The sequence below is a fragment of the uncultured Pseudokineococcus sp. genome, from assembly GCF_947495735.1.
Taxonomy (GTDB): domain Bacteria; phylum Actinomycetota; class Actinomycetes; order Actinomycetales; family Quadrisphaeraceae; genus Pseudokineococcus.
Genome location: NZ_CANMAA010000007.1, coordinates 151,419 through 175,836 on the forward strand (window position 1 = coordinate 151,419; position 24,418 = coordinate 175,836).

Annotated in this window: 23 protein-coding genes; 15 read left to right on the forward strand and 8 right to left on the reverse strand. The window is 76.4% G+C overall.

From position 1 onward, the window contains the following. Positions 1-94: 94 nt before the first annotated feature. Positions 95-1,363, reverse strand: coding sequence for a threonine synthase (locus tag Q0848_RS11545; protein ID WP_299037679.1), 1,269 nt, complete (start codon positions 1,361-1,363; stop codon positions 95-97). 117 nt (positions 1,364-1,480) lie between these two features. Between Q0848_RS11545 and Q0848_RS11550 the strand changes: the two genes are divergently transcribed. Next, complete coding sequence (locus Q0848_RS11550) at positions 1,481-2,725, forward strand: CynX/NimT family MFS transporter (RefSeq protein WP_299037681.1); 1,245 nt, start codon at positions 1,481-1,483, stop codon at positions 2,723-2,725. A 244-nt stretch (positions 2,726-2,969) separates the two neighbouring features. Here Q0848_RS11550 and Q0848_RS11555 read toward each other — a convergent pair whose 3' ends face one another. The 4 genes from Q0848_RS11555 to Q0848_RS11570 all read right to left on the reverse strand — a co-directional run bounded on the left by Q0848_RS11555 (position 2,970) and on the right by Q0848_RS11570 (position 8,163). Then, positions 2,970-3,491, reverse strand: coding sequence for a GNAT family N-acetyltransferase (locus tag Q0848_RS11555; protein WP_299037682.1), 522 nt, complete (start codon positions 3,489-3,491; stop codon positions 2,970-2,972). A 124-nt stretch (positions 3,492-3,615) separates the two neighbouring features. Then, entirely contained in the window at positions 3,616-5,268 is a 1,653-nt protein-coding gene (locus Q0848_RS11560) for a catalase (protein WP_299037684.1), read from the reverse strand. Positions 5,269-5,473: 205 nt separating this feature from the next. Further along, positions 5,474-5,977, reverse strand: a complete 504-nt coding sequence (locus Q0848_RS11565; protein WP_299037686.1) for an ankyrin repeat domain-containing protein — start codon at positions 5,975-5,977, stop codon at positions 5,474-5,476. 143 nt (positions 5,978-6,120) lie between these two features. Further along, a complete protein-coding gene (locus Q0848_RS11570; RefSeq protein WP_299037688.1) occupies positions 6,121-8,163 on the reverse strand; it encodes a PhoX family phosphatase in 2,043 nt (680 codons plus the stop codon). A 189-nt stretch (positions 8,164-8,352) separates the two neighbouring features. Between Q0848_RS11570 and Q0848_RS11575 the strand changes: the two genes are divergently transcribed. Next, entirely contained in the window at positions 8,353-8,766 is a 414-nt protein-coding gene (locus Q0848_RS11575) for a hypothetical protein (protein ID WP_299037690.1), read from the forward strand. Positions 8,767-8,817: 51 nt separating this feature from the next. Here the strand turns inward: Q0848_RS11575 and Q0848_RS11580 are convergent, their stop codons facing one another. After that, complete coding sequence (locus Q0848_RS11580) at positions 8,818-9,813, reverse strand: SDR family oxidoreductase (protein WP_299037691.1); 996 nt, start codon at positions 9,811-9,813, stop codon at positions 8,818-8,820. Between the two features lie 194 nt (positions 9,814-10,007). Here Q0848_RS11580 and Q0848_RS11585 point away from each other — a divergent pair, with 194 nt between their 5' ends. The 12 genes from Q0848_RS11585 to Q0848_RS11640 all read left to right on the forward strand — a co-directional run bounded on the left by Q0848_RS11585 (position 10,008) and on the right by Q0848_RS11640 (position 22,034). Further along, positions 10,008-11,150, forward strand: coding sequence for a glutamate--cysteine ligase (locus Q0848_RS11585; RefSeq protein WP_299037693.1), 1,143 nt, complete (start codon positions 10,008-10,010; stop codon positions 11,148-11,150). Between the two features lie 325 nt (positions 11,151-11,475). Beyond that, positions 11,476-12,072, forward strand: a complete 597-nt coding sequence (locus Q0848_RS11590; RefSeq protein WP_299037695.1) for a hypothetical protein — start codon at positions 11,476-11,478, stop codon at positions 12,070-12,072. A 216-nt stretch (positions 12,073-12,288) separates the two neighbouring features. Then, positions 12,289-13,065, forward strand: a complete 777-nt coding sequence (locus Q0848_RS11595; protein ID WP_299037697.1) for a hypothetical protein — start codon at positions 12,289-12,291, stop codon at positions 13,063-13,065. A gap of 117 nt (positions 13,066-13,182) precedes the next feature. Continuing rightward, positions 13,183-14,034 (forward strand): ANTAR domain-containing protein, encoded by an 852-nt coding sequence (locus tag Q0848_RS11600; RefSeq protein WP_299037699.1) that lies wholly within the window; start codon positions 13,183-13,185, stop codon positions 14,032-14,034. A 201-nt stretch (positions 14,035-14,235) separates the two neighbouring features. After that, positions 14,236-14,883 carry an ABC transporter permease gene (locus Q0848_RS11605; RefSeq protein WP_299037701.1) on the forward strand — a complete coding sequence of 216 codons (648 nt, stop codon included), beginning with the start codon at positions 14,236-14,238 and terminating at the stop codon, positions 14,881-14,883. Then, complete coding sequence (locus tag Q0848_RS11610; RefSeq protein ID WP_299037703.1) at positions 14,876-16,132, forward strand: ABC transporter ATP-binding protein; 1,257 nt, start codon at positions 14,876-14,878, stop codon at positions 16,130-16,132. Before Q0848_RS11605 ends, Q0848_RS11610 begins: the two co-directional genes overlap by 8 nt. Before the next feature lie 158 nt (positions 16,133-16,290). Next, the gene (locus Q0848_RS11615; protein WP_366146571.1) at positions 16,291-16,947 is read left to right on the forward strand and encodes an ABC transporter permease; all 657 of its coding nucleotides are present in this window, start codon (positions 16,291-16,293) and stop codon (positions 16,945-16,947) included. Positions 16,948-17,012: 65 nt separating this feature from the next. After that, the gene (locus tag Q0848_RS11620) at positions 17,013-18,098 is read left to right on the forward strand and encodes a glycine betaine ABC transporter substrate-binding protein (protein WP_299037707.1); all 1,086 of its coding nucleotides are present in this window, start codon (positions 17,013-17,015) and stop codon (positions 18,096-18,098) included. A 159-nt stretch (positions 18,099-18,257) separates the two neighbouring features. Beyond that, positions 18,258-19,262, forward strand: coding sequence for an ornithine carbamoyltransferase (argF, locus tag Q0848_RS11625; RefSeq protein WP_299037758.1), 1,005 nt, complete (start codon positions 18,258-18,260; stop codon positions 19,260-19,262). A 246-nt stretch (positions 19,263-19,508) separates the two neighbouring features. Next, positions 19,509-19,796 (forward strand): HU family DNA-binding protein, encoded by a 288-nt coding sequence (locus tag Q0848_RS11630; protein ID WP_366146552.1) that lies wholly within the window; start codon positions 19,509-19,511, stop codon positions 19,794-19,796. Positions 19,797-20,109: 313 nt separating this feature from the next. Continuing rightward, positions 20,110-20,928, forward strand: coding sequence for an N-acetyltransferase (locus tag Q0848_RS11635; RefSeq protein ID WP_299037710.1), 819 nt, complete (start codon positions 20,110-20,112; stop codon positions 20,926-20,928). After that, a complete protein-coding gene (locus Q0848_RS11640) occupies positions 20,925-22,034 on the forward strand; it encodes a hypothetical protein (RefSeq protein ID WP_299037712.1) in 1,110 nt (369 codons plus the stop codon). Before Q0848_RS11635 ends, Q0848_RS11640 begins: the two co-directional genes overlap by 4 nt. 360 nt (positions 22,035-22,394) lie before the next feature. On the opposite strand, the gene Q0848_RS11645 is transcribed toward Q0848_RS11640, so the two are convergent. Next, the gene (locus Q0848_RS11645; RefSeq protein ID WP_299037714.1) at positions 22,395-22,994 is read right to left on the reverse strand and encodes a GNAT family N-acetyltransferase; all 600 of its coding nucleotides are present in this window, start codon (positions 22,992-22,994) and stop codon (positions 22,395-22,397) included. A gap of 110 nt (positions 22,995-23,104) precedes the next feature. On the opposite strand from Q0848_RS11645, the gene Q0848_RS11650 reads away from it, so the two are divergent. Beyond that, complete coding sequence (locus Q0848_RS11650) at positions 23,105-23,482, forward strand: nuclear transport factor 2 family protein (RefSeq protein WP_299037716.1); 378 nt, start codon at positions 23,105-23,107, stop codon at positions 23,480-23,482. A 138-nt stretch (positions 23,483-23,620) separates the two neighbouring features. On the opposite strand, the gene Q0848_RS11655 is transcribed toward Q0848_RS11650, so the two are convergent. Next, the gene (locus Q0848_RS11655; RefSeq protein WP_299037718.1) at positions 23,621-24,367 is read right to left on the reverse strand and encodes an MIP/aquaporin family protein; all 747 of its coding nucleotides are present in this window, start codon (positions 24,365-24,367) and stop codon (positions 23,621-23,623) included. Positions 24,368-24,418 lie beyond the last annotated feature (51 nt).

Consider the following 24,418-nt stretch of genomic DNA (forward strand, 5'->3'; position numbering starts at 1 on the left):
CTCGGTGCTCGGAGCGGCTCCCGGCGTCAGGTGGTGACGTCGGGCACCGGCTCCAACGAGCACCGGGCCCGCCGTAGTCCCGCGCCGGCGGACGTCAGGGGGTGCGCACGTCCAGCCGGCCGTCCTTCGCCACCACGGGCACCTCCCCGCCGACGTCGACGGAGACGGCGTCGGGGTAGATGATCCCCGCGCCGGTGTTGAGGACCACCACCTCCTCGTCGGCGCCGATCCACCCCGACCCGCGCAGCCGGCGGACGGCGGAGACGACGGCGGCGCCCTCGGGGCACAGGAACAGCCCCTCCCGGGCGCCCACGACGCGCAGCTCCTCGAGCAGCTCGGCGTCGTCGACCGCCAGGGCCGTGCCCCCGGTCTCCCGGACGGCCTGCAGCACGAGGAAGTCGCCCAGCGCCTTGGGCACCGTGATGCCGAAGGCGACCGTCGAGGCGCCCACCCACGGCTCGGATACGTCGGCGCCGGCCTCGAAGGCCCGCACGATCGGCGCGCAGCCGGTCGACTGGACGGCCACGAGACGCGGCATCGGCCCGCTGATCCAGCCCAGCTCGAGCAGCTCGTGCAGCGCCTTCCAGATGCCGATGAGCCCGACCCCGCCGCCGGTCGGGTAGGCGATGACGTCGGGCATCCGCCAGCCCAGCTGCTCGGCGATCTCGAAGCCCATCGTCTTCTTGCCCTCGATGCGGTAGGGCTCCTTGAGCGTCGCGACGTCGGTCCAGCGCTCCGGGTCGTCGGCGACGGCCGCGGCGACCAGCTTGCCGGCGTCGCTGATGAGCCCGTCGACGAGGTGGAGCTGCGCCCCGGCCGCCACGCACTCGGCCCGCGTGATCGTCGGGGCGCCCACCGGCATCGCCACGAGCAGCGGGATGCCCGCCCGCGCGGCGTAGGCGGCCCACGCCGCGCCGGCGTTGCCGTTGGTCGGCATCGCCAGACCGCGCACGCCCAGCTCGGCGGCCCGGGAGACCCCGACCGCAGCGCCGCGCGCCTTGAACGACCCCGTCGGCAGCAGCCCCTCGTCCTTGACGAGCAGACGGCCGACGTCGAGGTCCTCGGCCAGGCGCGGCAGGTCGAGCAGCGGCGTCATGCCCTCCCCCAGGGTGACGACGCCCGCGGGCGACTGCACCGGCAGCACCTCGTGGTAGCGCCACAGGTCGGGCGCCCGACGGGCGACGTCGTCCGGCGTCACGACCACCGCCCCGAGGTCGTACCGCGCCAGCAGCGGGGAGCCGTCCCGCGGGCACAGCCCCTGGTGCACCGACGCGTCGAGGCGGTCCCCGCAGCGCGGGCACTCCAGGTGGGACAGCGTGCTCCAGGGGGGTCCGCCGGCAGTCGTCGCCACGTCGTCGCTCACGCGCCCATCCTCACCCCCGTCCGCCTCGCCGGCCCGCGCCGGGGCGGCGGAGCAGCGCGAGGGCGGAACCGGTGGCCGGCGGTCGGGGGCCCGCCGGCGGACCGGCAGGATGGCGAGGTGACAGGACGTGCGCCGGCCGGGGACCTCGCTGCGCGCACCGGTCGGGCCGCACCGCCGACGGCGCTCGTCATCGCCGCCGTCCTCGTCGTCGCGCTGAGCCTGCGCGGGCCGATCGTCGCCGTCGCGCCGGTGCTGGGCCGTCTCACCGAGGACCTCGGGCTCGGGCCCTCGACGGCCGGCCTGCTCACGACCATCCCCGTCGTCTGCTTCGCCCTCGCCGCACCGCTCGCCTCGGCGCTCATCGCGCGGGTCGGCCCCGGCGCCGCCGTGTGGTGGTGCCTCGCCGGAGTGGCGGCCGGCACCGCGCTGCGCTCGTCGGGCGGCACCGAGGTCGTCCTGGCCGGCACCGCCGTCATCGGCACGGCGATCACGGTCGGCAACATCGTCGTCCCCGTCATCATCCGGCGGTCGGTGCCGCCCTCGCGCACGGGGGCGGCGACAGGCGCCTACACCGCCGCGCTGAACGTGGGCTCGATGCTCACCTCCCTCGGCACCGAGCCCCTCGCCCAGCTGCTCGGCTGGCGCGCCGCGACGGCGTCGTGGGCGGTGCTGGCCCTCGCCGGCGCCGTCCTGTGGGGCCTCGCGACGCTGCGCCGGCGCCCGCTGGCCGCAGAGGCCCCGCGCGAGCGGGGGGCCGAGGACGCGCCCGCGCCGACCGCCCCGGCGCACCGGCCCGCGTGGGCGCCGGCCGTCCTCACGGTCGGCTTCGGCGCCCAGGCGTTCGCCTACTACGGCCTCACCGCGTGGATGCCGACCCTCCTCGCCGACCGGCTGGGCCAGAGCCCGGCCGAGGCGGGCGCGGCGTCGTCGGTCTTCCAGGTGATGGCGGTCGTCGGGGCGCTGGGCGTGCCCGTGCTCCTCGCGCGCTCCTCCCCCGAGCGGGTGCTCGGGCCCGTGGGCGCCTGCTGGCTCGCCCTGCCCGTGGGCCTCCTGCTCGCGCCGGAGCTGTGGCTCGTGTGGACGGCCCTCGGCGGCGCGGCCCAGGGCGGGGTCTTCACCCTGGTCTTCGTGCTCGTCGTGCGGCTGTCCTCCGACGACCGGCAGGCGCGGCGCACCTCGGCGCTCGTGCAGGGCGGCGGCTACGCGCTCGCCGCGCTCGGGCCCTCGGTCGTCGGCGTCGTGCACGACGCGACGGGCGGCTGGGACGCCCCGCTCGTCGTCGTCGCGGGCGCGCTCCTCGTGCTCGTGCTCGCCACCGGGAGCGTGGCGCTGACGGTGGGCCGCGGCGCCGCCCGGGCCTGAGCGCACTCCGTCGGCACATCGCCGCCGGGAGGCGCCGTCCCCGGCACCCTGTCGGCAGGACGCCGCGGGGACAGGCTCCGCTACGCACCCTGTCGGCAGATCGCCGTCTGGAAGGGCTGCTGAGCGCACTGTGTCGGCAGATCGCCGTCAGGGGGGCCGCGCTCCACACCTTGTCGGCAGAACGCCGTCAGGGGGCCGCGCTCCGGCACCTCGTCGGCAGATCGCCGGCGGAAGGGCCTCGGGGTCAGGCCGGCGGGACGGCCTTGGTGAAGCAGACGCTGACGTCCAGGACGTCGTACGGCGCGAAGACGGGGACCCGGTCCCAGCCCTCGCGCTCGTAGAGCGCGATCGCCTCGGGCTGCAGGTCGCCGGTGTGCAGGTGCAGGCGCCCGACGCCGAGACGTCGCGCGCTCACCTCCACCTGGCGCAGGGCCTGCGCCGCGAGGCCGCGGCGTCGCCCCGCCGGGGCGACGTAGACCTTCTTCACCTCGGCGAGGCGGTCGGGCCCCTCCCCCAGCCACCGCAGGGTGGCGGTGGCCACGGGCTCCTCGCCCAGCAGCGCCACCCACGTCGTCAGCCAGGCCGTGCCCGGCGGCATCACGAGCGCGGAGAACAGGTCCTCGACGTGGGCGTAGCGCACCGACATCTCGGCGTCCATGGCCACGCGCAGGGCCGCCGGCGCCGGGTCGTCCCAGCCCCGCTCGACCCACCGCACCGGCAGCGCCGCCGGCGGAAGCGGCTCGCCCGGAGGCGTCAGCGTCGTCACGGCCCCGAGCATGCCGCAGGCCGCGCCGGGGACCGGCGCGGCCTGCGGTCGTGCTCACGTGCGGTGCTGCTCAGGTGACGGGGTGCTCACCGGGGGTGGTGCTGCGGGCCCGGCCCGCGGGCGCTCAGCGCTGCACGCGCTCGTTCGCCACGCAGTGCGTCATGGCGAGGCCCTCGACGTCGCGGGGGCCGTTCTTGCCGAGGTTGCGGGCCCGCTCGAGCTCGTCCTCGGTCAGCGTCTGCGTGGCCAGCGGCTCGAGCCCGCGGACGTCGTCCGCCGAGATGCCGATGCCCTCGCCGACCCGGCCGCCCAGCTCGTCGTCGCACATGAGCAGGTGCCACACCATGCGCTCGGCGATGGGCCGGTCGCAGGTGCCGAGCGCGCCGGTCAGGTTGGCGACGAGCTCGTCCTTCTCCCACTGCTCGGACAGCTGGTAGCGCTGACCGGCCTGCAGGTAGTCGTTCGTGCGCTCGATCCGCTTGCGCGTGAGGCGCCCGGTGATCTCGGGGCCCTGCACGTCGTGCGTGGGGTAGGTGCCCTCGCGCAGGCCGCCGATGATGGACGGCTCGTAGTTGACCGTCGGGTTGACGCCCTCGGGGCGGTCCACGACGTAGGTCATGGCGCCGTCGCGCTGGTTGGTGGCCACGCGGGCGCCCTTGGGCGAGTTGACCGGCAGCTGCAGGTAGTTCGGGCCCACCCGGTAGCGCTGGGTGTCGCTGTAGGAGAACGTCCGCCCGACGAGCATCTTGTCGTCGGAGAAGTCGAGCCCGTCGACGAGGACGCCGGTGCCGAAGGCGATCTGCTCGCTCTCGGAGAAGAAGTCCTGCGGGACGCCGTCCAGCGTCATGGTGCCGACCTTGCCCAGCGGGAAGCGGTTCTCGTCCCAGACCTTGGTGTCGTCCAGCGGGTCGAAGTCGAGCTCCGGGTGGTCGTGGTCGTCCATCATCTGGACGTACAGGTCCCACTTTGGGAAGTCCCCGGCCTTGATCGCGTCGTAGAGGTCGCGCGTGTGCGATCCGAGGTCGGAGCCCTGGACCACGGCGGCGTCGTCAGCGGTGTAGGACTTCACGCCCTGCTGCGGGAGCCAGTGGTACTTCACCAGCTTGGTCTCGCCCTGGGCGTTGACCCACTTGTAGGTGTTGACGCCGAAGCCCTGCATCTCGCGGTAGGACGCCGGGATGCCGCGGGGCCCGAAGACCAGCGTGACCATGTGCATGGCCTCGGGGCTCTGGGAGATGAAGTCGAAGACGCGGTTGGCGACCTGGCGCTCGAAGTCGACCGGGTCCGGCTTCTGGCTGTGGATGAAGTCGGGGAACTTGATGGCGTCGCGGATGAAGAAGACGCCGAGGTTGTTGCCGACGAGGTCCCAGTTGCCGTCCTCGGTGTAGAACTTCACCGCGAAGCCGCGGGGGTCGCGGGCCACCTCGGAGGAGTCGCGGCCGCCGGCCACCGTCGAGAAGCGGATCGCCAGGTCGGTCTTCTTGCCGGCCTCGGAGAACAGCTTGGCGCGGGTGTAGGTGGCGATGGGCTCCTCGCCCCACGCCCCGGTGGCCTCGAAGTGCCCGAAGGCCGTGGTCCCGCGGGCGTGCACGACGCGCTCGGGGATCCGCTCGCGGTCGAAGTGGCTGATCTTCTCGAGGAACTGGTAGTTCTCGAGCGTCGCCGGGCCGCGCGAGCCCACCGTGCGCTGGTTCTGGTTGTCGTAGACCTGGTGGCCCTGGCGGTTGGTCAGGACGGGCTGCTCGCCCTGCGTCGTGCGGTCGCCGGTCGTCGTCATGGCTGTCCTCTCCTCGGTCCTCGCCGTCGGGCGGGTGCCGTGCTCGACGGCCGTTCCCCGCTGGGCGGCACCTGCCGCCCCGGCTCCTATTCTGGACTGGTTCCAACCTAGCCCACCGGAGAGCCCGTGGCACCCCTCCGGCCGGCGGTCCTGCGACGGGCGCCCCGGGTGGGCCCACGGGCGCCCGCCCGGCGGACCGCGCCGCTCAGGGGCGCAGGGACGGGTCCTGCAGCAGCTCGAGCATCGCGGGGAGCTCGAAGACGCGGGCGGTCTCCACCGCCGACCTCGGGCCCGCGTCGGGCTCGGCGCCCGCCGCCAGCAGCGTGCGCACGACCTGCTCGTCCTGGCGGAAGACGGCGGCGGCCAGGGCCGACTGCCCGCGGTCGTTGGTCCGCTCGACGTCGGCCCCGCGCTCGAGCAGCACCCGGACGGCGTCGTGCTGCTGGTGGTAGGCGGCGAGGACGAGCAGCGTGTCGCCCGAGGAGTTCGTGAGGTCGACCGGCACCCCCTTGTCCACCACCTCGGCGAGCTCGTCCGCGCGGCCCTCGCGGGCGGCGTCGAAGACGCCGTGCAGGAAGGCGAGCTCCTCCGCCGTCAGGTCGGGGACCGCGGTGGCGGAGCCGCCCGCCGCCTCGTCGGGTCCGGTCGGGCTCGTGCCGGGCACGGGGGGCGGTGCGCCGTCGCCGTGCTGGTGGTCTGCCTGGCTCATGCCCCGACGGTAGGACGCCCCCCCGACGTCGGCCCGTCGTCCGGGGCGCTCGCGCCGCACCCCGGCACGACAGCGGCGGCCCGGCGACGACACGTGCGTCGTCACCGGGCCGCCGCGGAGCGCCCCGACCGGCGGGGCGGGCGTCAGCGCCGCTTGATCGCCTGCGCCACGCCCGGGCGCGGCACGCGCACCTCGCCGTCGTAGGGGTAGCGCGAGACCTGGTTCTCGATGCTCGCGCCGTCGACCTCGCCCGGGTGCTGGACGCAGACCATGACGACGCCCTCGTCCACGTCGACCAGCGGACCGCACGTCTCGGCGCCGACGGGCACGGTGAGGAAGGTCTGCACCTTGCCGCGGTCCGGCCCCTCGGTGGCCACGTGGTGCAGGGCGTCGTTGAGGTCGAGCGAGCCCGGCTGCCCGTCCGTGGAGACCCACAGGCCGCCCTGGCTGTCGAAGGCGACGTTGTCGGGGCAGGCGATGGGCATGACCTCCGACGCCGGGAGCCCGGAGAAGTAGGTGCTCGGGTCCGAGGGGTCGCCGCAGACCACGGGCAGGGCCCAGGTGAAGGTCGTCGACGTCTGGTCCTGCGCCTCGGTCACCTCCACGATGTGGCCGTAGCGGTTGCGGACCCGCGGGTTGGCGGCGCCCGGCTCCTGGCGGCCGGAGTTGTTCGTGCAGGCCATGTAGACGCGGCCGGTGACCGGGTTGCGCTCGACGTCCTCGGGCCGGTCCATGGGCGTCGCGCCGACGGCGGCCGCGGCGGTCCGCGTGAAGAGCAGGACCTCCTCGAGGCTCATGCCGGGCACCATCGAGCGGCCGTCCTTGGTCAGCGGCACCCACTCGCCGGTGCCGTCGTAGTCGCTGGAGGGCTCGCCCTCGACGGAGAACCGGGCGACGTAGAGGTCGCCGTGCTCCAGCACGCTGTAGTCGCGGCCCCGGCGCGGCTGCTGCCCCACCCGGTCGCGGGAGATGAACTTGTACATGTGCTGACCGCCCTGGTCGTCGCCCATGTAGCAGACGACGCGGCCGTCGGGGGCGATCGACGCCGTGGCGCCCTCGTGGCGGAAGCGGCCCATGGACGTGAGCTTCTTGGGCGCCGAGGACGGGTCGTAGGGGTTCAGCTCGACGATCCAGCCGAAGCGGTGGACCTCGTTCGGCTCCGAGGCGGTGTCGAAGCGGGCCTCGGCGAGGTCCCAGCCGCGACCGGTGCGGCTGATGCCGTAGACGCCGTTGCGGGCGTCCAGCGCGCTCGAGCTCTTGAAGTAGCCCTGGAAGTTCTCCTCGCCGGAGAGCACCGTGCCCCACGGCGTCGTGCCGCCGGCGCAGTTGTTCAGCGTGCCGATGACCGTGGTGCCGTCCGGGTCCGCGGACGTGCGCACCAGCTCGTGGCCGCGGACCGGCCCGGTGAGCCGGAACTCCGTGGTGGAGGCGGTGATGCGGCGGTTGTAGCGGCTGGGCACGACCTTCCAGGGGCTCGTGACGCCGTCCCGGCGGACCTCGACGACGGACATGCCGTGCGCCGCCATGGAGATCCGGCGCTGCTCGAGCGTGAGGGACTCGTCGTCGACGTAGCCCGGGTACATGATGTTCTCGTTCGTGTACTCGTGGTTGACCACGAGCAGGGCGCGCTTGCCGGAGCCGTTCAGCGGCAGGACCGTCAGGTAGTCGACGTTGTAGCCGAACTGCGTCAGCTGCGCCGCCTCGCTCTGGTCGTCCAGGTCGAACTCGGGCGCACCGAGCTCCACGGGGTCGCCCCAGGCGATGATCGAGTGCCAGTCCCAGCCCTCCGGGACGACGAGGTCGTCGACGTCCGAGGGGATCGGCCCGACCGGCGCGAACCCGGCCATCAGACCCGCGGGCGCCATGGCCCCGGGGGCGGAGGCCGCGGCGGCGGCCCGCGAGCCGCGACCGGCGGCCCGGGCGTCCTGCGGGGCGAGGGCGGCGCCGGCCACGAGGGCGGCGCCCAGCCCGGCGAGGACCGAGCGGCGGGCGATCGCCTGCTGGGCGAGGGCCTCGAACGGCGGGGCCGTCGAGGCGCTGCGGTTCTCGGTCAGGCAGGCGTCGCCGCACCGGAAGTGGCAGGTCTGCGCGGAGCGCGAGCCTCGGGTGTGGCCGAGCATGGGCAGAGCCATCCGGGGCGCCGTGAGCGCGGGCGCACCCGTCCCGTGCGAGCAGTTCGTCGTCATGCGCCCAGGGTGGGAGGCCTCGTCGACCACCAGACCCGACATGAGGGACACCGCGGTGAACAACGAGTGACGAGTACCGGTGGGACGACGGCGCCGGCGCTCCTGCGACCGGCGCCCGTCGGGCGCCGGGCCGGACGCGCCCGGCCCCTCCACCGCGCCGGGTCGCGACCCCGCGGCGAGGATCAGCACGTGCCCCTCCGCCGCCCCACCCGCCGCCCGCCCGCCGCGACGTCCGGGACGAGGGCGCCCCTGGCCGCGCCGGGCTCCCCGGCGCCGGACCTGGCCCGCGCCGCGTGGGGCGCCGCCTGCCTGCTGGCCCCGGGCCCCGTCGGGCGCGCGCTGGCCGGTCACGAGCCCGATGCCCGCGCGCGCCGTGTGCTGAGGGTGCTCGGGGCCCGGCACCTCGTGCAGGCCGCGGGGACGCGGGTGCTGCCGGCGCCCCTGGCCCTCGTCGGCGGGGCGGGCGTCGACGGGCTGCACGCGGCGACGGCGCTGGCCACGGGGCTGACCCGGCCCCGGCGTCGTCGCGCGTCGCTCGCGGACGCCGTCGTGGCCGTCGGGTGGTGCGCCTGGGGCGCGGTCCGCGCCCGCCGCCTGGCCTGAGCGACCCGGGGCCCGAGCGGCCTCAGCCCGAGGGACGGCGGGCGCCGTCCCTCAGCGGCGCCGCAGCAGGGCGACCGCGCCCAGGGCGGCACCGGCGCCGGCGACGACGGCCGCCGCCCCGCGGCGCATCGACACGGCCGACCACGGGTCGGAGGCCAGGCTCTTGTCGTCGAAGGAGCCGTGGGCGCCGCGGTCGGCGTCGGCGTCCCGGGGCTCGTCGAGGTTGGCGCCGTGGCGGGCGCGCTCCCCGTCGGCGATCTGCTGGCCGCTGATGCCGGTCTTCGCGAGGTAGAGGTCGAGGAACCACGGCGCGACCCGCTCGCCCAGGACGGTGTACGCCGTCGAGACGCCGACCCACATCATCCGGCGGGGGTGCGCGGCGACGAAGGCGATGGCCCGGGCGGCCACCTCCGGCTGGAAGATCGGCGCGACCGGCTGGGGGTGCCCCGCCATCCGGTTGAGGTTCCAGTCGAACTGGGGCGTGTTCAGGCCCGGCAGCATCACCTGGCACACCTGCACGCGGCTCCCGTCCGCCTTCAGCTCGACCCGCACCGACTCGCTGAAGCCCTTCACCGCGTGCTTGGCGGCGCAGTACGCGGACTGCAGCGGGATGGCGCGGTGGGAGAGCGCCGAGCCCACGTTGACGACGACGCCGGCGTCGCGCGGGCGCATGTGCCGCAGCGCGGCGCGGGTGCCGTTGACCTGCCCGAAGTAGGTGACGTCGGTCATGCGGCGGAACTCCTGCGGGGAGGTGTCCCAGAAGCGGGCGAGGGAGCCGACGAAGGCGTTGTTCACCCAGACGCCGACCGGGCCGAGCTCGGACTCCACCCGCTCGGCCGCGGCGTCGACGGCCTCCTCGTCGGCCACGTCGCACTCGACGGCCAGGCCCCGGCGCCCGGCGGCCTCGACGTCGGCGACGGCGGCGTCGAGCCCGGCGCGACCGCGGGCGAGCACCGCGACGTCCCAGCCCTGCGCGGCGAGCTCGCGGACCACCGCGCGGCCCACGCCCGCGGTGCCCCCGGTCACGACGGCTGTCCTGCTGCTCATGAGCGCTCCTCCTGGTGGGTGTCCTGCTGGTCGGTGCCGTCGACCCGCCGGCTCCGCGGGGGCCGCGCCCGCCCGCCACGAAAGCGCACGCGCGCCCCGGCGGCGACCCGGGGCCCGGGCCGGCCCGCGGGTGGGCGCGACGGGCGGGCGGGACGGGCGCGCGCCGCGAGGACGGGGCGTGCTTCCATCGCCGGGTGCCCGTCCCCTTCACCCCCTCGCCCCGGCCGACGGTCGGCGTCGAGTGGGAGCTCGCCCTCGTCGACCGCGACTCGCGGGACCTGGTCAACGCGGCCGCCGACGTCCTCGAGGGCGTGCGCTCCGCCGGGGTGCTGGCGCCGGGCCGGGTGACGGGCGAGCTGCTGCGCAACACCGTCGAGGTGGTCAGCGGCGTCTGCGAGAACGCCGACGGGGTGGCCGAGGACCTCGCCGCCTCGCTGGAGGAGGTCCGCGCGGCGGCCGACCCGCTGGGGGTCGACCTCGCCTGCGCGGGCACGCACCCGTTCGCCGAGTGGTCGAGCGCGCAGGTCACCGACGGCGAGCGCTACGCCGAGCTCATCGAGCGCACGCAGTGGTGGGGCCGGCAGATGCTCATCTGGGGCGTCCACGTCCACGTGGGCCTCGACTCCGCCGACAAGGTCTTCCCGGTGCTCGGGGCCCTGCTGCACCGGGCGCCGCACCTGCAGGTGCTCTCGGCGTCCTCGCCGCTGTGGGCGGGCACCGACACCGGGTACGCGAGCAACCGCGCGATGATGTTCCAGCAGCTGCCGACCGCCGGGCTGCCCTTCGCCTTCGAGCGGTGGGCGGAGTACGAGGGCTTCGTCGACGACCAGACGCGCACCGGCGTCATCGACCAGCTCGGCGACATCCGCTGGGACATCCGCCCGGCGCCGCACCTGGGCACGATCGAGGTGCGCGTCTGCGACGGCATCCCGACCCTCGCGGAGGTCCGCGCCGTCACCGCGCTGGTGCACTGCCTGGTGGTCGACCTCGACCGCCGGCTCGTCGCGGGCGAGCGCCTGCCGTCGATGCCGCCGTGGCACGTGCAGGAGAACAAGTGGCGCGCCGCTCGCTACGGGCTGGACGCCGAGATCATCCTCGACGCCAGCGGGCGGGAGCGCCTCGTCACCGACGACCTGGCGGACCTGCTGCAGGACCTGCAGCCGGTCGCCCGCGACCTGGGGTGCGTCGACGCCCTCGCGGCCGTCGAGCGCATCCCGCGCACGGGCGCCAGCTACCAGCGCCAGCGCGCCGTCGCCGAGCGCACCGGGGGCGACCTCGTCGCCGTCGTGGACGCGCTCGTCGCCGAGCTGCGGGTCGGCGCACCGCTGCCGACCTGAGCCGGAGGTCGCTGCCCGGACCTCGGCGCGAGGCGAGCCGCGAGCCGCGAGGTCACGGGTTGCGGCACTTCCCGGACGGGCGGACCGCGCGCCGGGCAGCCTCGGGGACGGCCGCCGCACCGGGCGCGGCCACCGCACGCACCCAGGAGGACCTCCCCGTGAGAACCGCTGCGCGCACCACCGTCGCCCTCGCCGTCACCGCCGCCTGCCTCGCTCCCACCCTGCCCGCTGCGGCAGCGGCACCGGACGAGCTCTACGTCGTCGACCTGCGCACGGACTCGTCGGGGGCGGGGTCCCCTACGCCGGCTCCCTCGCGGCCGGGGACGTGCCGCTCTTCTGCGGCTTCGAGGGCGTCGCCCCCACCCCGCCCCGCCCGACGAGGTGGAACGCGGGCGTGTGGACCATGCCGGACGGCGAGGGCTCGTTCAGCTTCGGCCGCGCGACCGACCTCCCCCTGTGCGGTGACTTCGACGGCGACGGCGACGCCGAGCCCGCCGTCAAGCGGGGGAACCGGTACTCCCTCGCCTCCGGCGCCCTCGACGGCGGCGGTGGCGTCACCTCCTTCGTGTTCGGCCGGGGCTCCGACCAGCCGCTCGTGGGCGAGTGGGACGGAGACGGGGTCGACGAGATCGCCGTGCGCCGCGGCGGGGTGACCCACTTCGCGGAGGGCGCCGTCGACGGAGGGGGCGCCGTCGTGTCCACGGTGTTCGGGCGCGCCACCGACCAGGTGGTGGCGGTCCGGGGACTCTCCACCCAGGAGCACGACAGCCTCGCCGCGCGCCGCGGCCGGACCGTCTACGTCAGCGAGGACCGCGTCGACGGGCCCGTGACCGCCGACTACGACTTCACCCTCGGACGCCCGGGCGACCTGGCGATCACCCCCGGTGACGGCCTCGTCGGCGTCCTGCGACCGGCGCTCTGAGCAGACCGACCGCGACTCCCCCCCTCGACGCGACGGAGCGCCCTCGCAGCGCCGTCGCGTCGAGGGGGCTCGACGGGCGAGCTCGCCGCCGCAGCTCGCCCGTCCGTGATCACGATGCTGCAACGACCAGGACATCTGTCGCCCTGCTCCTCCAGGATCCGTAGTGCCGCGCGATCCCGCGGCGACCGTCGGACGACATCTCGGAGGAGAACCCCTGTGAAGACCGCCCTGCGCGCAGCTCTCGCCCTCGGCGCTGCTGCCGCCGTCCTCGCCCCCGCCCTGCCCGCCTCGGCGCTGGGCCCCGACGAGATCTACGTCCAGGGGCTCAACACCGAGGTCAGCCCTGCGCGGGTCCCGTACTCGTACTCCGTCTACACGGGCGACTTCCCCCTCTTCTGCGACATCGGCGGCACGACGGACCGCCCGGCGGTGTGGAACGGCGGGGAGTGGCTCCTCCCGGACGGCGGCTTCGCCAGGTTCGGCCGCGCGACCGACGTCCCCCTCTGCGGTGACTGGGACGGCGACGGCGACGACGAGCTGGGCGTGCAGCGCGGCAGGACGTTCTTCCTCGGCAGCGAGGCCGTCACCGGTGGCGGGTCCGTGACGTCCTTCGCCTTCGGCAGCCCGGGCGACGTCCCGCTCGTCGGCGACTGGGACGGCGACGGGGTCGACGAGGTCGCCGTCAAGCGGGGCAACCGCTACTACTTCGCGAGCGAGAACGCGCCGGGGGGTGGTCGCGTGACGTCCTCGGTCTTCGGGCGCGCCAGCGACATGCCGGTGGCGGGGAACTTCGAGGTCGAGCCGGACGCCGACTACGACGGCCTCGCCCTGCGCCGCGGGCGGACCTTCTTCGTCAGCGACGACCGGGTCGGCGGCAGCGTCAGCTCGACGTACAGCTTCGTCCTCGGCCGCCCCGGCGACCTCGCCCTCCCGCAGGCCGTCCCGGGCGGCGGCGGCCCCGACTCCCTGGCCCTGCTGCGCCCCGTGGGCTGACCCGCTCGCCGGTCCTCGCCGGGTGCCGCGACCGCCTCTGGGCGTCGCGGCGCTCGGCGGGGGCCCTTCACCGGGGGTCGGCGGGCGCTCGCCGCCGCGAGGCGACAGCATGGAGCGATGACCGACGTCGACCCCGATGCCCTCCGCGCCGGGCTCGCGCGGCTCCAGCAGCTGGCGGCCTCCGCGGAGACCCCGACCGGCACGACGACCGCGGACACCCTGGGCGAGATCCTGTCCTCGCTGCGGTCCGCGCTCCCGCTGGCGTCCGCGGGCCTGATGCTCCGCGACCCCGACGGCCGGCTCACCTGCGTCGCCTGGACGGGGAGCGCCTCCCGGACGCTGGAGGAGGCCGAGGACGAGGTCGTCTCCGGCCCCGCCACGGACGCCCAGGTGCTCGGGATCGTGCGCGCGAGCGCCGACGTCACCGTGGACCCCCGGTGGCCCACCCTCGGCCCCGCGCTGTCCGGCGAGCCGGCTGCGCCGCAGGACGAGCTGCCGGCCGGGATCGACGACCCGGCGTCGCCGACCGACGGGGGCACGCCCCCGGAGAGGGCCACGGGCGGCGGCTCGCCCCGGGCCGTGGCCACGGTGCCCGTCTCCGTGGCCGGCGGGCCCGTCGGCTGCCTCGTGGCCGTGCGGGAGGAGGCTCGGGCATGGGAGCCGTCCCAGCTCGAGGTCCTGGAGTCCTCCGCGCGCCTGGCCGCCGGCCTGCTGCAGACGGCCGCCGCCGCGGAGAGCACGGGCCGTCTGGCCGAGCAGCTGCAGCACGCCCTCGACCACCGCGTCGTCGTCGAGCGCGCCGTCGGGTACCTGATGGCGCAGCAGGACGTGGACGCCACGGCGGCCTTCGGCGCGCTGCGGCGCGCCTCGCGCTCGGCCCGGCGCCGCGTGGCCGACGTCGCCGAGGCCGTGCTGTCCCTCGGCGGCCTCGAGGCGGCGGCCGGCGCCGTCCGCGCGCCCGCCGGCTGACCCGCGCCCCGCGGGGAGCCCGCGCGGGGGCTCCCCGACAGGAGGACGCCCGGTGCGCCGTGGCGCGCCTCGGTGACGCGATCGTGACCTGACCGGGAAGCGGTGCAGGACAGACCGCGTCGGAGGCGCTCGGCGGACCCCTGCGTCCCTCACGAGCCGTTCGGGTCGCCGTCGGCTCCCCTGCGCCTACCGTCGCGACCCATGGACCTCTGGGACTTCGTGGCCGAGCGCCGCGAGCAGATCGCCTTCCAGGCCTTCCAGCACGTGAGCCTGGTCGTGCAAAGCGTCCTCCTCGCGACGGCGCTCGGGGTGGCCCTCGGGGTCGTCTGCCACCGCCGGGCCTGGGCGCGCGGGCTCGCGGCGACCGTCTCCTCGGTCGGGCTGACCCTCCCCGCGCTGGCGGTCATCGCCGTCGTCTACGGCGCCACGGGCCAGGGCGTCACCGCTGCGGTGTCGGCGGTGACCCTCTACGCGCTCCTGGTGATCTGGCGCAACGCCGTCGTGGGCCTGTCCGGCGTCGACGGCCAGCTGCTCGAGGCCGCCCGCGGCCTCGGCATGGGCGCGACCCGACGGCTGCTGCGGGTGCAGCTGCCGCTGGCGTGGCCGGTGATCCTGTCCGGCGTGCGCGTCTCCACGCAGATGGTGATGGGCATCGCCGCCATCGCCGCCTACGTCACGGGCCCCGGCCTCGGCGGCCTCATCTTCACCGGGCTCACGCGCCTCGGCGGCGCCGGCGCCCTCGAGTCCGCGCTCACGGGGACCGTGCTCGTCGTCCTCCTCGCGCTCGTCCTCGACCTTCTCCTCGTCCTGCTCGGACGGGCGACCACCTCCAGGGGGATCCGTGCCTGACTCCACCGCCTCCGCCGGACCGCTCGACGGGCACCGGCCCGACGGCGTCAGCGGCGCCGCCATCGACCTCGTGGGCGTGACGAAGTCCTACCCCGGGCAGGGCGGCGCGGCCGTGGACCGGATCAGCCTGCAGATCCCGGCCGGGGAGATCGTGATGCTCGTCGGGCCCTCCGGCTGCGGCAAGACCACGACCCTCAAGATGATCAACCGCCTCATCGAGCCGACGAGCGGCACCATCACCATCGACGGCCGCGACGTCCTCTCCCTGGACGGCGACGAGCTCCGCCGGCAGATCGGCTACGTCATCCAGGCGGGCGGCCTGTTCCCGCACATGAGCGTCGCCACGAACGTCGGCATCGTCCCCGGCATGCTCCGGTGGGAGAAGAAGCGGATCGCCGAGCGCACCGACGAGCTCCTCGAGCTCGTCGGGCTGGACCCGGCGAAGTACCGCGACCGATACCCCGGCGAGCTCTCCGGCGGGCAGCAGCAGCGCGTCGGCGTCGCCCGGGCGCTCGCGGCCGACCCGCCCGTCCTCCTCATGGACGAGCCGTTCGGGGCCGTGGACCCCATCACCCGCCAGCGGCTCCAGGACGAGCTCCTGCGGATCCAGGACGAGCTGCGCAAGACGATCGTGTGCGTCACCCACGACTTCGACGAGGCGGTCAAGCTCGGCGACCGGATCGTCGTCCTGGGCGAGGGGGCCCGCGTCGTCCAGTACGACACGCCCGCGCAGGTGCTGGCCCACCCCGCCGACCCCTTCGTGGAGGACTTCGTCGGCTCGGGCGCCGCGCTCAAGGCGCTGACCCTCACCCGGGTCGGGGAGCTCGAGGCCCTGCAGGAGACGACGACCGCGCGCGTCGGGGACGCCGTGGCCGACGTCGTGGCGCGCGCCCGGGCCGTCGGCGACGCCGCCGCGGTCGTCCTCGACGACCGCGGCCGGCCTCAGCGCTGGCCCTGGCTGCGCCAGCTGCAGGCCGAGGGCGACGTGGTCCTCGACCGCGTGGAGGACGTCCTCTCCGTCGACCGGCGGGCCACGCTCAACGCGGCCCTGGACGCCATGCTCGGGTCCCGCTACGGCGGGGTGGTCGTCACCGGGAAGAACGACGTCTACGAGGGCGTGCTCTTCCTGCAGACGGCCATCGACGCGGTCGCGACCACGCGGGGCGGCTCGGGCGACGACGGTCCGGTCCCCGTCGCCGGCAACGACGAGGACGCCGCTCGCGCGCTCGCCGGCGAGGGCGCGTCGTGAGCACGCCGGTGCAGGCCCAGGAGGGGCGGGTCCCGGGAGCGCGGACCCAGGGGGCACCCGCCGGGCGGGGGCGGGGCGGACGGCTCGGGCTGCGGCCGGGGCGGCGCCGGCTCGTCGTGCAGCCGCTCGCCGTCCTCGCCGCGCTCGGGCTCTTCGCCCTGTGGGTCGCGACCGGCGAGATCACCGGCACGGCCTCGGCGCTGCTCACGCCGGCGACGGTCGTCTCGCTGACCCTGGAGCACCTCGAGCTGACGCTCGTGGCGGCGGTGGTCGTGCTCCTCATCGGCATCCCCCTGGGGATCTTCCTCACCCGTCCCCGCACGCGCCGCCTCGCGGGCCCGGTCGTGCTGGTGGCGAACTTCGGCCAGGCGGCCCCGGCCATCGGCCTGGTCGTCCTGCTGGCGATCTGGCTGGGCGCCCAGTTCTCGACGGCCGTCGTGGCCCTCGTCGCCTACGGCGTGCTGCCCGTGCTCGCCGGCACCATCACCGGTCTGCAGGGCGTCGACCAGCGGCTCGTCGAGGCCGGCCGCGGGATGGGCATGACGACCGGGGCCGTGCTGCGCCGCGTCGAGCTGCCCCTCGCCGTGCCGGTGATGCTCTCCGGCGTCCGGACGGCGCTGGTGCTCCTCGTCGGCACGGCGACGCTGGCCGCCTTCATCAACGGCGGGGGGCTCGGCGAGCTCATCACCACCGGCATCACGCTCGACGACACCCTGCTGCTCGCGTCCGGCGCGGCGCTGGTCGCCCTGCTCGCGCTCCTCGTCGACTGGGCCGGGCGGGTCGTCGAGGAGGTCGCCCGCCCGCGCGGGCTGTGACCGCGGCACCCCCCGGGGCCGGCGCCCACGCCGGCACGTCCGCCCGCAGAGACCGGAGACCTCCCATGCGCACCTCCCCTCGCGCCCCCCACCGCGACGCCCTCCCCCGCGACGCCCTCCCCCGGGGCGAGCGCCGCACCGCCGGCCTCCGCCGGGCGAGGGCGACCGCGGTCGCCGTCGCCCTGGTCGCCGCGACGGCGTCCTGCGGCCTGCAGGGGGCCAACCAGTTCATCCCCGCCGCCGAGCCGGGCTCCATCGAGCCGGTCCCCGCGCTGGACGGCGTCGAGGTCGTCGTCTCCGGCAAGAGCTTCACCGAGCAGCTCATCCTCGCGAAGATGCTGGCGATCTCCCTCGACGTGGCGGGCGCCGACGTCGTGGACACCTCCGGCATCCCCAGCAGCGTCTCGGCGCGGAGCTCGCTCGTGCAGGGCGACAGCGACGTCCAGTTCGAGTACACGGGCACCGCCTGGCTCACCTACCTGGGCCAGACCGAGACCATCCCGGACTCCCAGGAGCAGTACGAGGCGGTGCGCGACCTCGACGCGGCGAACGGCGTGACGTGGCTGCCCCCGTCGCCGATGGAGAACGCCTACGCGTTCGCCATGGGCCCGGAGACGGCCGAGCGGCTCGGCATCACGACGACGTCGCAGATCGCCGAGGTCCCGGTGGAGGAGCGCACCTTCTGCCTGGAGCCCGAGTTCCGCAGCCGCTCGGACGGGTTCGAGCCCCTGCTCGAGGCCTACGACCTGCCGCTGGGCTCCCCCGAGGGCGTCCCGCCCGACCAGGTGGGGATCTACGACCTCGGCGTCGTCTACTCCGAGACGGCCCGCGGCACGTGCAGCTTCGGGGAGGTGTTCACGACCGACGGGCGCATCGCCTCGCTCGACCTCACGGTCCTCCAGGACGACCGCGAGTTCTTCCCCGCCTACAACGCGGCCCTCGTCTTCCACGCCGCCACCCTCGAGGCGCACCCCGAGATCGCCGACGTGCTGCAGCCGGTGAGCCAGGCGCTGAGCAACGACGTGCTCATCGAGCTCAACCGGCGCGTCGACGTCGACGGCGAGGACCCCGCCCTGGTGGCGCGCGACTGGCTGGCCTCCGAGGGCTTCGTCACGTGCGAGGGGTGCCCCACGGTCGACGACCGGTCCTGACCGCCGCCCCTGACCGACGTCGGAGCCGCCCCCGGGCGGGGGTCCGACCGCCCCGGGGCGCGACCAGGCAGGATCGGGGCCGTGGACGACGCGACGCCCGACCTCGACCGCCCGCAGGCCCCCCTCGCCGGCCCTCCCGGTGTCACCCCCGGAGGCGCCGTGGACCTGCGCGGCCGCAGCTTCCTCAAGGAGCTGGACCACACGCCGCAGGAGTGGGCCGCCCTGCTCGACCTGGCCGCCCGGCTCAAGGCCGAGCGCCGCGCGGGCACGAGCAGGCGCCGCCTGGAGGGCCGCGCGATCGCGCTGCTCTTCGAGAAGTCGAGCACGCGCACCCGCGCGGCCTTCGAGCTGGCCGCGGCGGGCCAGGGCGCCACCACGACCTACCTCGACCCGGCGGGCTCGCACCTCGGCTCCAAGGAGTCGGCGGAGGACACCGGGCGCGTGCTGGGCCGGCTCTTCGACGGCATCGAGTACCGCGGCGCCGCCCAGGCCACGGTGGAGCTCCTCGCCGAGGTCTCCGGGGTGCCCGTCTGGAACGGGCTCACCGACGAGTGGCACCCCACGCAGTCGCTGTGCGACGCGCTGACCATGACCGAGCGCTGCCCGCGCCCGCTGGCCGAGACGTCGTTCGCCTTCCTCGGGGACGGACGGGGCAACGTGGCCGCGTCCCTGCTGGCCATGGCCGCCCTCACCGGCATGGACGCGCGCGTCGTCGCCCCGCCGGAGCTGGCGCCCGCGCCCGAGGTGCTGGCGGCGGCGCGCGCCGTCGCGGACGGCACGGGAGCCCGCCTGAGCGTCACCTCCGACGTCGAGGAGGGGGTGCGCGGCGTCGACGTCGTGCACACCGACGTGTGGGTCTCCCTCGGCGAGCCGGAGAGCACCTGGGACGAGCGGGTCCCCCTGCTGCGGCCCTACCGGGTGGACGCCGGGGTGATGGCCGCCACCGGCAACCCCGACTCCCTCTTCATGCACTGCCTGCCCGCCTTCCACGACCTGGAGACCTCGGTGGGGCGCGCCGTCCACGCGCGCTACGGCCTGGAGGAGATGGAGGTCACCGACGAGGTGTTCCGGGGGCCGGCGTCCGTGGTCTGGGACCAGGCCGAGAACCGCCGCCACACCATCGAGGCCGTCCTCGTCGCCACCCTCGCCGGGCTCGACGCGTAGCGGCGCACCGGGCGTCCATCGGCCGCTCGCGTCGGGCGACGCGCCCGCTCGGGCCCCGCGTCGTCGGGCGCCCGAGGTCCCGCAGCGCGTAGGGTCGCGGCCGAGCACTCTGCGTGCACCGGTCCGACGGGCTCCCGCCCGGCGGCCGAGCAAGACCAGCACCACCCACCGACTCGGGCGCGCGGTCCGCCGGCGCCCGAGACCACCGACCCGGCCGAGCCGCCGGGCCAGACCTGGAGGTACCGCGTGTCCATGAACCGCAGCCAGCTCGTGCAGAAGATCAGCGACAAGATCGACGGCGACCTGTCGCAGAGCGACGTCGACAAGGTCATCGGCGGCTTCGCCGACGTCCTGATCGAGGCCGTCTCGCAGGGCGAGGGCGTGCAGATCCAGGGCCTGCTCACCGTGGAGACCGTCGAGCGCGCCGCCCGCCAGGGCCGCAACCCCCGCACCGGTGAGTCCATCGAGATCGCCGCGACCACCGGCGTCAGCATCAAGGCCGGCAGCAAGCTGAAGGCCGCCGCCAAGAGCTGACCCGCTCTCAGCGCACCTCGGCCCTCGCGGGCCGCTCGACGGCGCCCGTCACCGCTCGCGGTGGCGGGCGCCGTCGCGTGCGGCGGGGGCCGTCGCGCGCAGGGGGGCCGTCGGGTGCCGTGGGTCCTCGCCGCGCGCGGCGTGTCGGCCGGGCGAGGACTACCCGTCTGGCTCATCCTGGGGTGACAGACCGTCACCGACGGACACGCCACCGGCTCGAGGAGCGTCCTCCCCCGTGCTCCCCTCCCCCGCGCGCAGGACCCCGCGGCACGGCGCGCCCCGACCGAGCGCGACGACGGTCCCAGCCCTGCGCGTGCGCCCCGCCGAGCCCGGCGACCTGGCCGTCACCGCTCGCTGGCAGTGCCAGCACCTGCCCCACGGCTTCTTCCCCGGGCTGGGAGAGCGCTTCGTCGCGCGCTGGCACGACACGCACCGCGACGCCCCGCACGGGACGGCCCTGGTCGCCGAGCTCGTCGACGCCGAGGGACCGGTCTCCGTCGGCTTCCTGGTCGGGGCGAGCGACCAGGCCGCGCACGTCGAGGACGTCCTCGCCCGGCACCGCTGGGCGCTGCTGCGCGCGGGAGCCGTGGCGCTGCTGGCCCGCCCCGCCACCGCGGTCCGGTTCGCGAGGACCCGCGCCCGCCCGTACGCCCGGCGCCTGCTCGCCAGCTCACGGGGCGGCGACGTCCCGACCGCCCCCGCCCCCGACGTCGGCCCCGTGACGCCCGTCGCCGTCGTCTCCGCCGTCGTGGTCGACCCGGCGGCGCGGGGGGCCGGCGTCGGCGAGGCCCTCCTCGCCGCCTTCTGCGAGCGCGCGCGGGCGGCGGGGACCCCGGTGGCCGAGCTGGTCACCCGGGCCGACGGCGGTGCGGCCGCCTTCTACGAGCGGCTGGGCTGGCAGCGCGTGGCCGACCGCACGAGCCGCGACGGCGCCCGGGTGCTCACCTACCGCCTCGACCTGGGGAGCACCGCCGCGGAGCCCCGGGGGCGGACGACCTCCGGGCCGCGCCTGGAGGTGCGACGCGAGGGCGGCGACCTCGCGGGGGTGGTGCGCGCCACCGCCGCCGACGCCCGGGTGGGTGCCACCCCGTCGCGCGAGGCGGAGCGGTCGGCCCGCACCAGCGGCGCGTGAGCCCCGCGGCCTCCCGCGCCGCGGACGGCGCGCGCACGACCCGCGGTCTCGCCTGCGCGCTCGCGCTCGCCGCGGCCGCCGCCCTCGTGGCCTGCAGCCCCGCACCCACCGCGGGAGCGGGCGCTCCCAGCAGCACGGCCGTGGCCTCGTCCGGCGCGCCGCCGGCGCCTGCGCTGGAGGTCCCGCCCGTCGAGGCGCCGCCCGTCCCCGCGCCCTGGGAGCCCGGGCCCGGGGAGGTGCAGCCGGAGGTCAAGACGGCGGCCGCCCGCGCCGTCGAGGTGGCCGGCACCTGGGACGAGGCCGCGACCGCCGCCGCCGGCGGGTCCCCCTCGGGGGGCGACGGCGAGAGCCTGCTCGAGCGCCTGGACGCCGCCGGGCTGCTCGCCCCCGACGTCGACCGCGCCGCCCTCGCCGCGGCCCTGGGGCCGCTGGCCTCGCCCGCCTCGGCGGCAGCCGCCGCGGAGGTCCTCTACCCGCAGTACGGCGGGCTGACCGCCAGGGCCGCGAGCGTCATGGTCGCCGCCCGCCAGGAGCTGCGCGGGCCGCGCGGCGCGGCGTCCTCCCGCGGCACCACCCTCGACGTGCGCCTGGCGCCCTCCCCCGACGGGGACTGGCGCGTCACCGGGGTCGTCCCGGCAGCGCCCCGACCGCCCGACGGCGCGCCCAGCGCGCTCGGCGAGCAGGTGCTCGCCTCGCCCCGCGTCGAGCTGCCCGAGGACGCGGCGGCGGACGTGCGCCAGGGCGTCGTCGCGGACGACGCCCTGGCGGTGCTCCTGCGGCTCGCCGAGCAGCACGAGGTGGCGGTCTCCGTCTTCCGGACCGGGCACCCCGCCGAGGTCTTCGGCACCGACCGGCTCTCCAACCACACCCGCGGCCGCGCCGTCGACGTCTGGCGCCTCGACGGCCGCCTGGTCGTCGACCCCGCCGCGCGGGGGGTCGCCGTCGCGGCCATGCGCGCGGCCGGGGCCGCCGGCGCCACGGAGGTGGGCGGGCCCGTCGACCTCGACGCCGGCCCCGGCGGGGGCTTCTTCAGCGACGCCCTGCACGCCGACCACCTGCACATCGGCCTGACCCCGGGCGAGGAGCCCATCGGGCCGCCCCGCTGACGGGAGGGATCGCCGCCCGGCGGCACGTCCCCCGGCACCCTGACGACACCTCGCCGCCCAGCGGCGCGGTTCCCGGCACTGTGACGCCACCTCGCCGTCCAGCGGCGCGGTTCCCGGCACTGTGACGACATCTCGCCAGCCACAGACGCGATCCCCGGCACTGTGACGACATCTCGCCGCCCACCGACGCGATCCCCGGCACTGTGACGACACCTCGCCGCCCAGCGGCGCGGTTCCCGGCACTGTGACGACACCTCGCCGCCCAGCGGCGCGGTTCCCGGCACTGTGACGACACCTCGCCGTCCAGCGGCGCGGTTCCCGGCACTGTGACGACATCTCGCCGAGCGGGGACGCGGGAGGTCAGAGGCGGCGCACGAGCCGGACCTCGTCGCGGTCGTCGCCGGGGCCCACCCGGAGCGCGCCGGGGTGGCGCCCGACGACCACGTACCCGGCCCGCTCGTAGAACGGCTGCAGCCCCTGGCCGTCCCGGACGGCGAGGGACAGCTGCTCGAGGCCGAGGTCGCGGGCGGCGTCGTGGACGGCCTCCAGCAGGCGGCGCCCCACACCGCGGCCCTGCAGGTGCGGGGCCACCATCAGCCGCCCCACCGTGCGCCAGTGCGCGGTGATGGCGCTGCCCCCGCTCGCCAGGACCGCCATGCCGACGGCCCGGCGCCCGCCCCCGTCCTGCTCCTCGAGGACGACGAGCGCGTCGGCGCCGGCGCGCACGCGCTGCAGCGCGGCGTCGAGCGCGACCGCCACCGCGGCCGGGTCCACGGGGGGCACGAAGCCGACGCTGCCGCCCGCCTCAGAGACCTCCACCCACGTGCGCAGCAGGTCCTCGCGCAGGGCGGGGTCCTCGGCGCTGCCGGCGCCGACGACGCGCGTCGTGAGCACCGCCCCGCCGTCGGCGGGGGCGCCGCTGCCGGGTGGTCGTGCCGTCCGCTCGCCCGTCGTGCTCACCGCGCGATCGTCCCAGAGCGCGCGCCTGGTCCCGCCGGGGTCCGTGCCGGCGGAGGGACCACCGGGGCCCGCGCAGGCAGGCCGGAGGACGGAGCGGTCACCATGGCCGGGTGGACGCGCGGGAGCTGGACGAGGTCGTCGCCCTGGAGCGCGAGCTGCTCGAGCCGGTGGTCCGGGGCTGCCGGCAGCGCCTCGAGGCGCTCCTCGACGAGGACTTCACCGAGGTCGGGGCCTCGGGGAGAAGCTGGACGCGGGCCTCGGTCGTCGAGGCCCTGCTCGCCGAGCGCGCCGCCGGGCCCGCACCCCTCGACGACGTGCGGGCGGTGGCGCTGGGCGAGGAGGTCGTCCTCGTCACGTACCTGTCCGACCGCCCGACCAGGCCGGTGCGGCGCAGCTCGGTGTGGCACCGCCGCGACCGCGCGTGGCGGCTGCGCCACCACCAGGGCACGCCCCTCCCACCGCCCCCGGACCGCGGCGGCGCCGCGTGAGCGGCGGCCGCGCCGGGGGCGACCGGCGAGGGCCGGCCCGGTGGGGGCCGGCTCAGCGGGGGCCGGCTCAGCGGGGGCCGGCTCAGCGGGGGCCGGCTCAGCGGGGGCCGGCTCAGCGGCGGGACAGCTGCTCGGGGGTCAGCTCGGCGGGTCGGCGGGCGCCAGCACCCGGTCGTACAGCACGGACGCGAGGACGCCGCCCACGACCGGGGCGAGCAGGTAGATCCACAGCGGCGCCAGCTCGCCCGCGAGCAGGTTCGGGCCGATCGCGCGCGCGGGGTTGACGGCGCCACCGGTCAGCGGACCGGCGACGAAGATGGCCGCCGCGAGGGCGAAGCCGACGGCGATCGGCGCCGCGGCGCCCTCCGCGCGGTCGTCGGTCGCCACGGAGATGACCACCAGGACGAGCACGAAGGTCACGAGCATCTCCACCAGGAACGCCCGGCCGGAGGACACGCCCTCGCCGGGCGTGGTGGCCGCGAGGAGGGCCTCGGTGCGGGCGCTGTCCCCGTAGGACGCCCACGTGGCGAGCGCCCCCACGAGCCCGCCGACGACCTGGGCGCCCACGTAGGCCCCCGCGAACCTCCACGGGAAGCGGCCGGTGCTCGCGAGCCCGATCGTGATGGCGGGGTTGAGGTGGCACCCGGACACGTGGCCGAGCGCGGCCACCAGGGCCACGAGCACGACGCCGAACGCGAGGACGACGCCGAGCAGGTCGTAGGTCTGCGAGCCGAGAGCACCGGCCACGGCGGCGCTCGTGCCCACGTAGACGAGGATCGCCGTCCCGACCCCCTCGGCGACGGTGGCGCGCACGATCCGGTCGCCGATGGTGCTCCCGTAGAGCCCGGCGGGGGCCTGGTCGGTGCTGGGTGCGGACGAGCTCATGGACCTGGTTCTCCTCGGTGCCTCGCGGACGGGCCCGACAGGGCCCGGTCG

What these genes read in the sequence shown, in the direction of transcription:
- Q0848_RS11600 (WP_299037699.1), top strand. Translation starts at nt 13,183, where the DNA reads ATGACCGACGTCGACCCCGATGCCCTCCGCGCCGGGCTCGCGCGGCTC.
- Q0848_RS11565 (WP_299037686.1), bottom strand. Translation starts at nt 5,977, where the DNA reads ATGAGCCAGGCAGACCACCAGCACGGCGACGGCGCACCGCCCCCCGTG.
- Q0848_RS11605 (WP_299037701.1), top strand. Translation starts at nt 14,236, where the DNA reads ATGGACCTCTGGGACTTCGTGGCCGAGCGCCGCGAGCAGATCGCCTTC.
- Q0848_RS11570 (WP_299037688.1), bottom strand. Translation starts at nt 8,163, where the DNA reads ATGACGACGAACTGCTCGCACGGGACGGGTGCGCCCGCGCTCACGGCG.
- Q0848_RS11620 (WP_299037707.1), top strand. Translation starts at nt 17,013, where the DNA reads ATGCGCACCTCCCCTCGCGCCCCCCACCGCGACGCCCTCCCCCGCGAC.
- Q0848_RS11560 (WP_299037684.1), bottom strand. Translation starts at nt 5,268, where the DNA reads ATGACGACGACCGGCGACCGCACGACGCAGGGCGAGCAGCCCGTCCTG.
- Q0848_RS11580 (WP_299037691.1), bottom strand. Translation starts at nt 9,813, where the DNA reads ATGAGCAGCAGGACAGCCGTCGTGACCGGGGGCACCGCGGGCGTGGGC.
- Q0848_RS11655 (WP_299037718.1), bottom strand. Translation starts at nt 24,367, where the DNA reads ATGAGCTCGTCCGCACCCAGCACCGACCAGGCCCCCGCCGGGCTCTAC.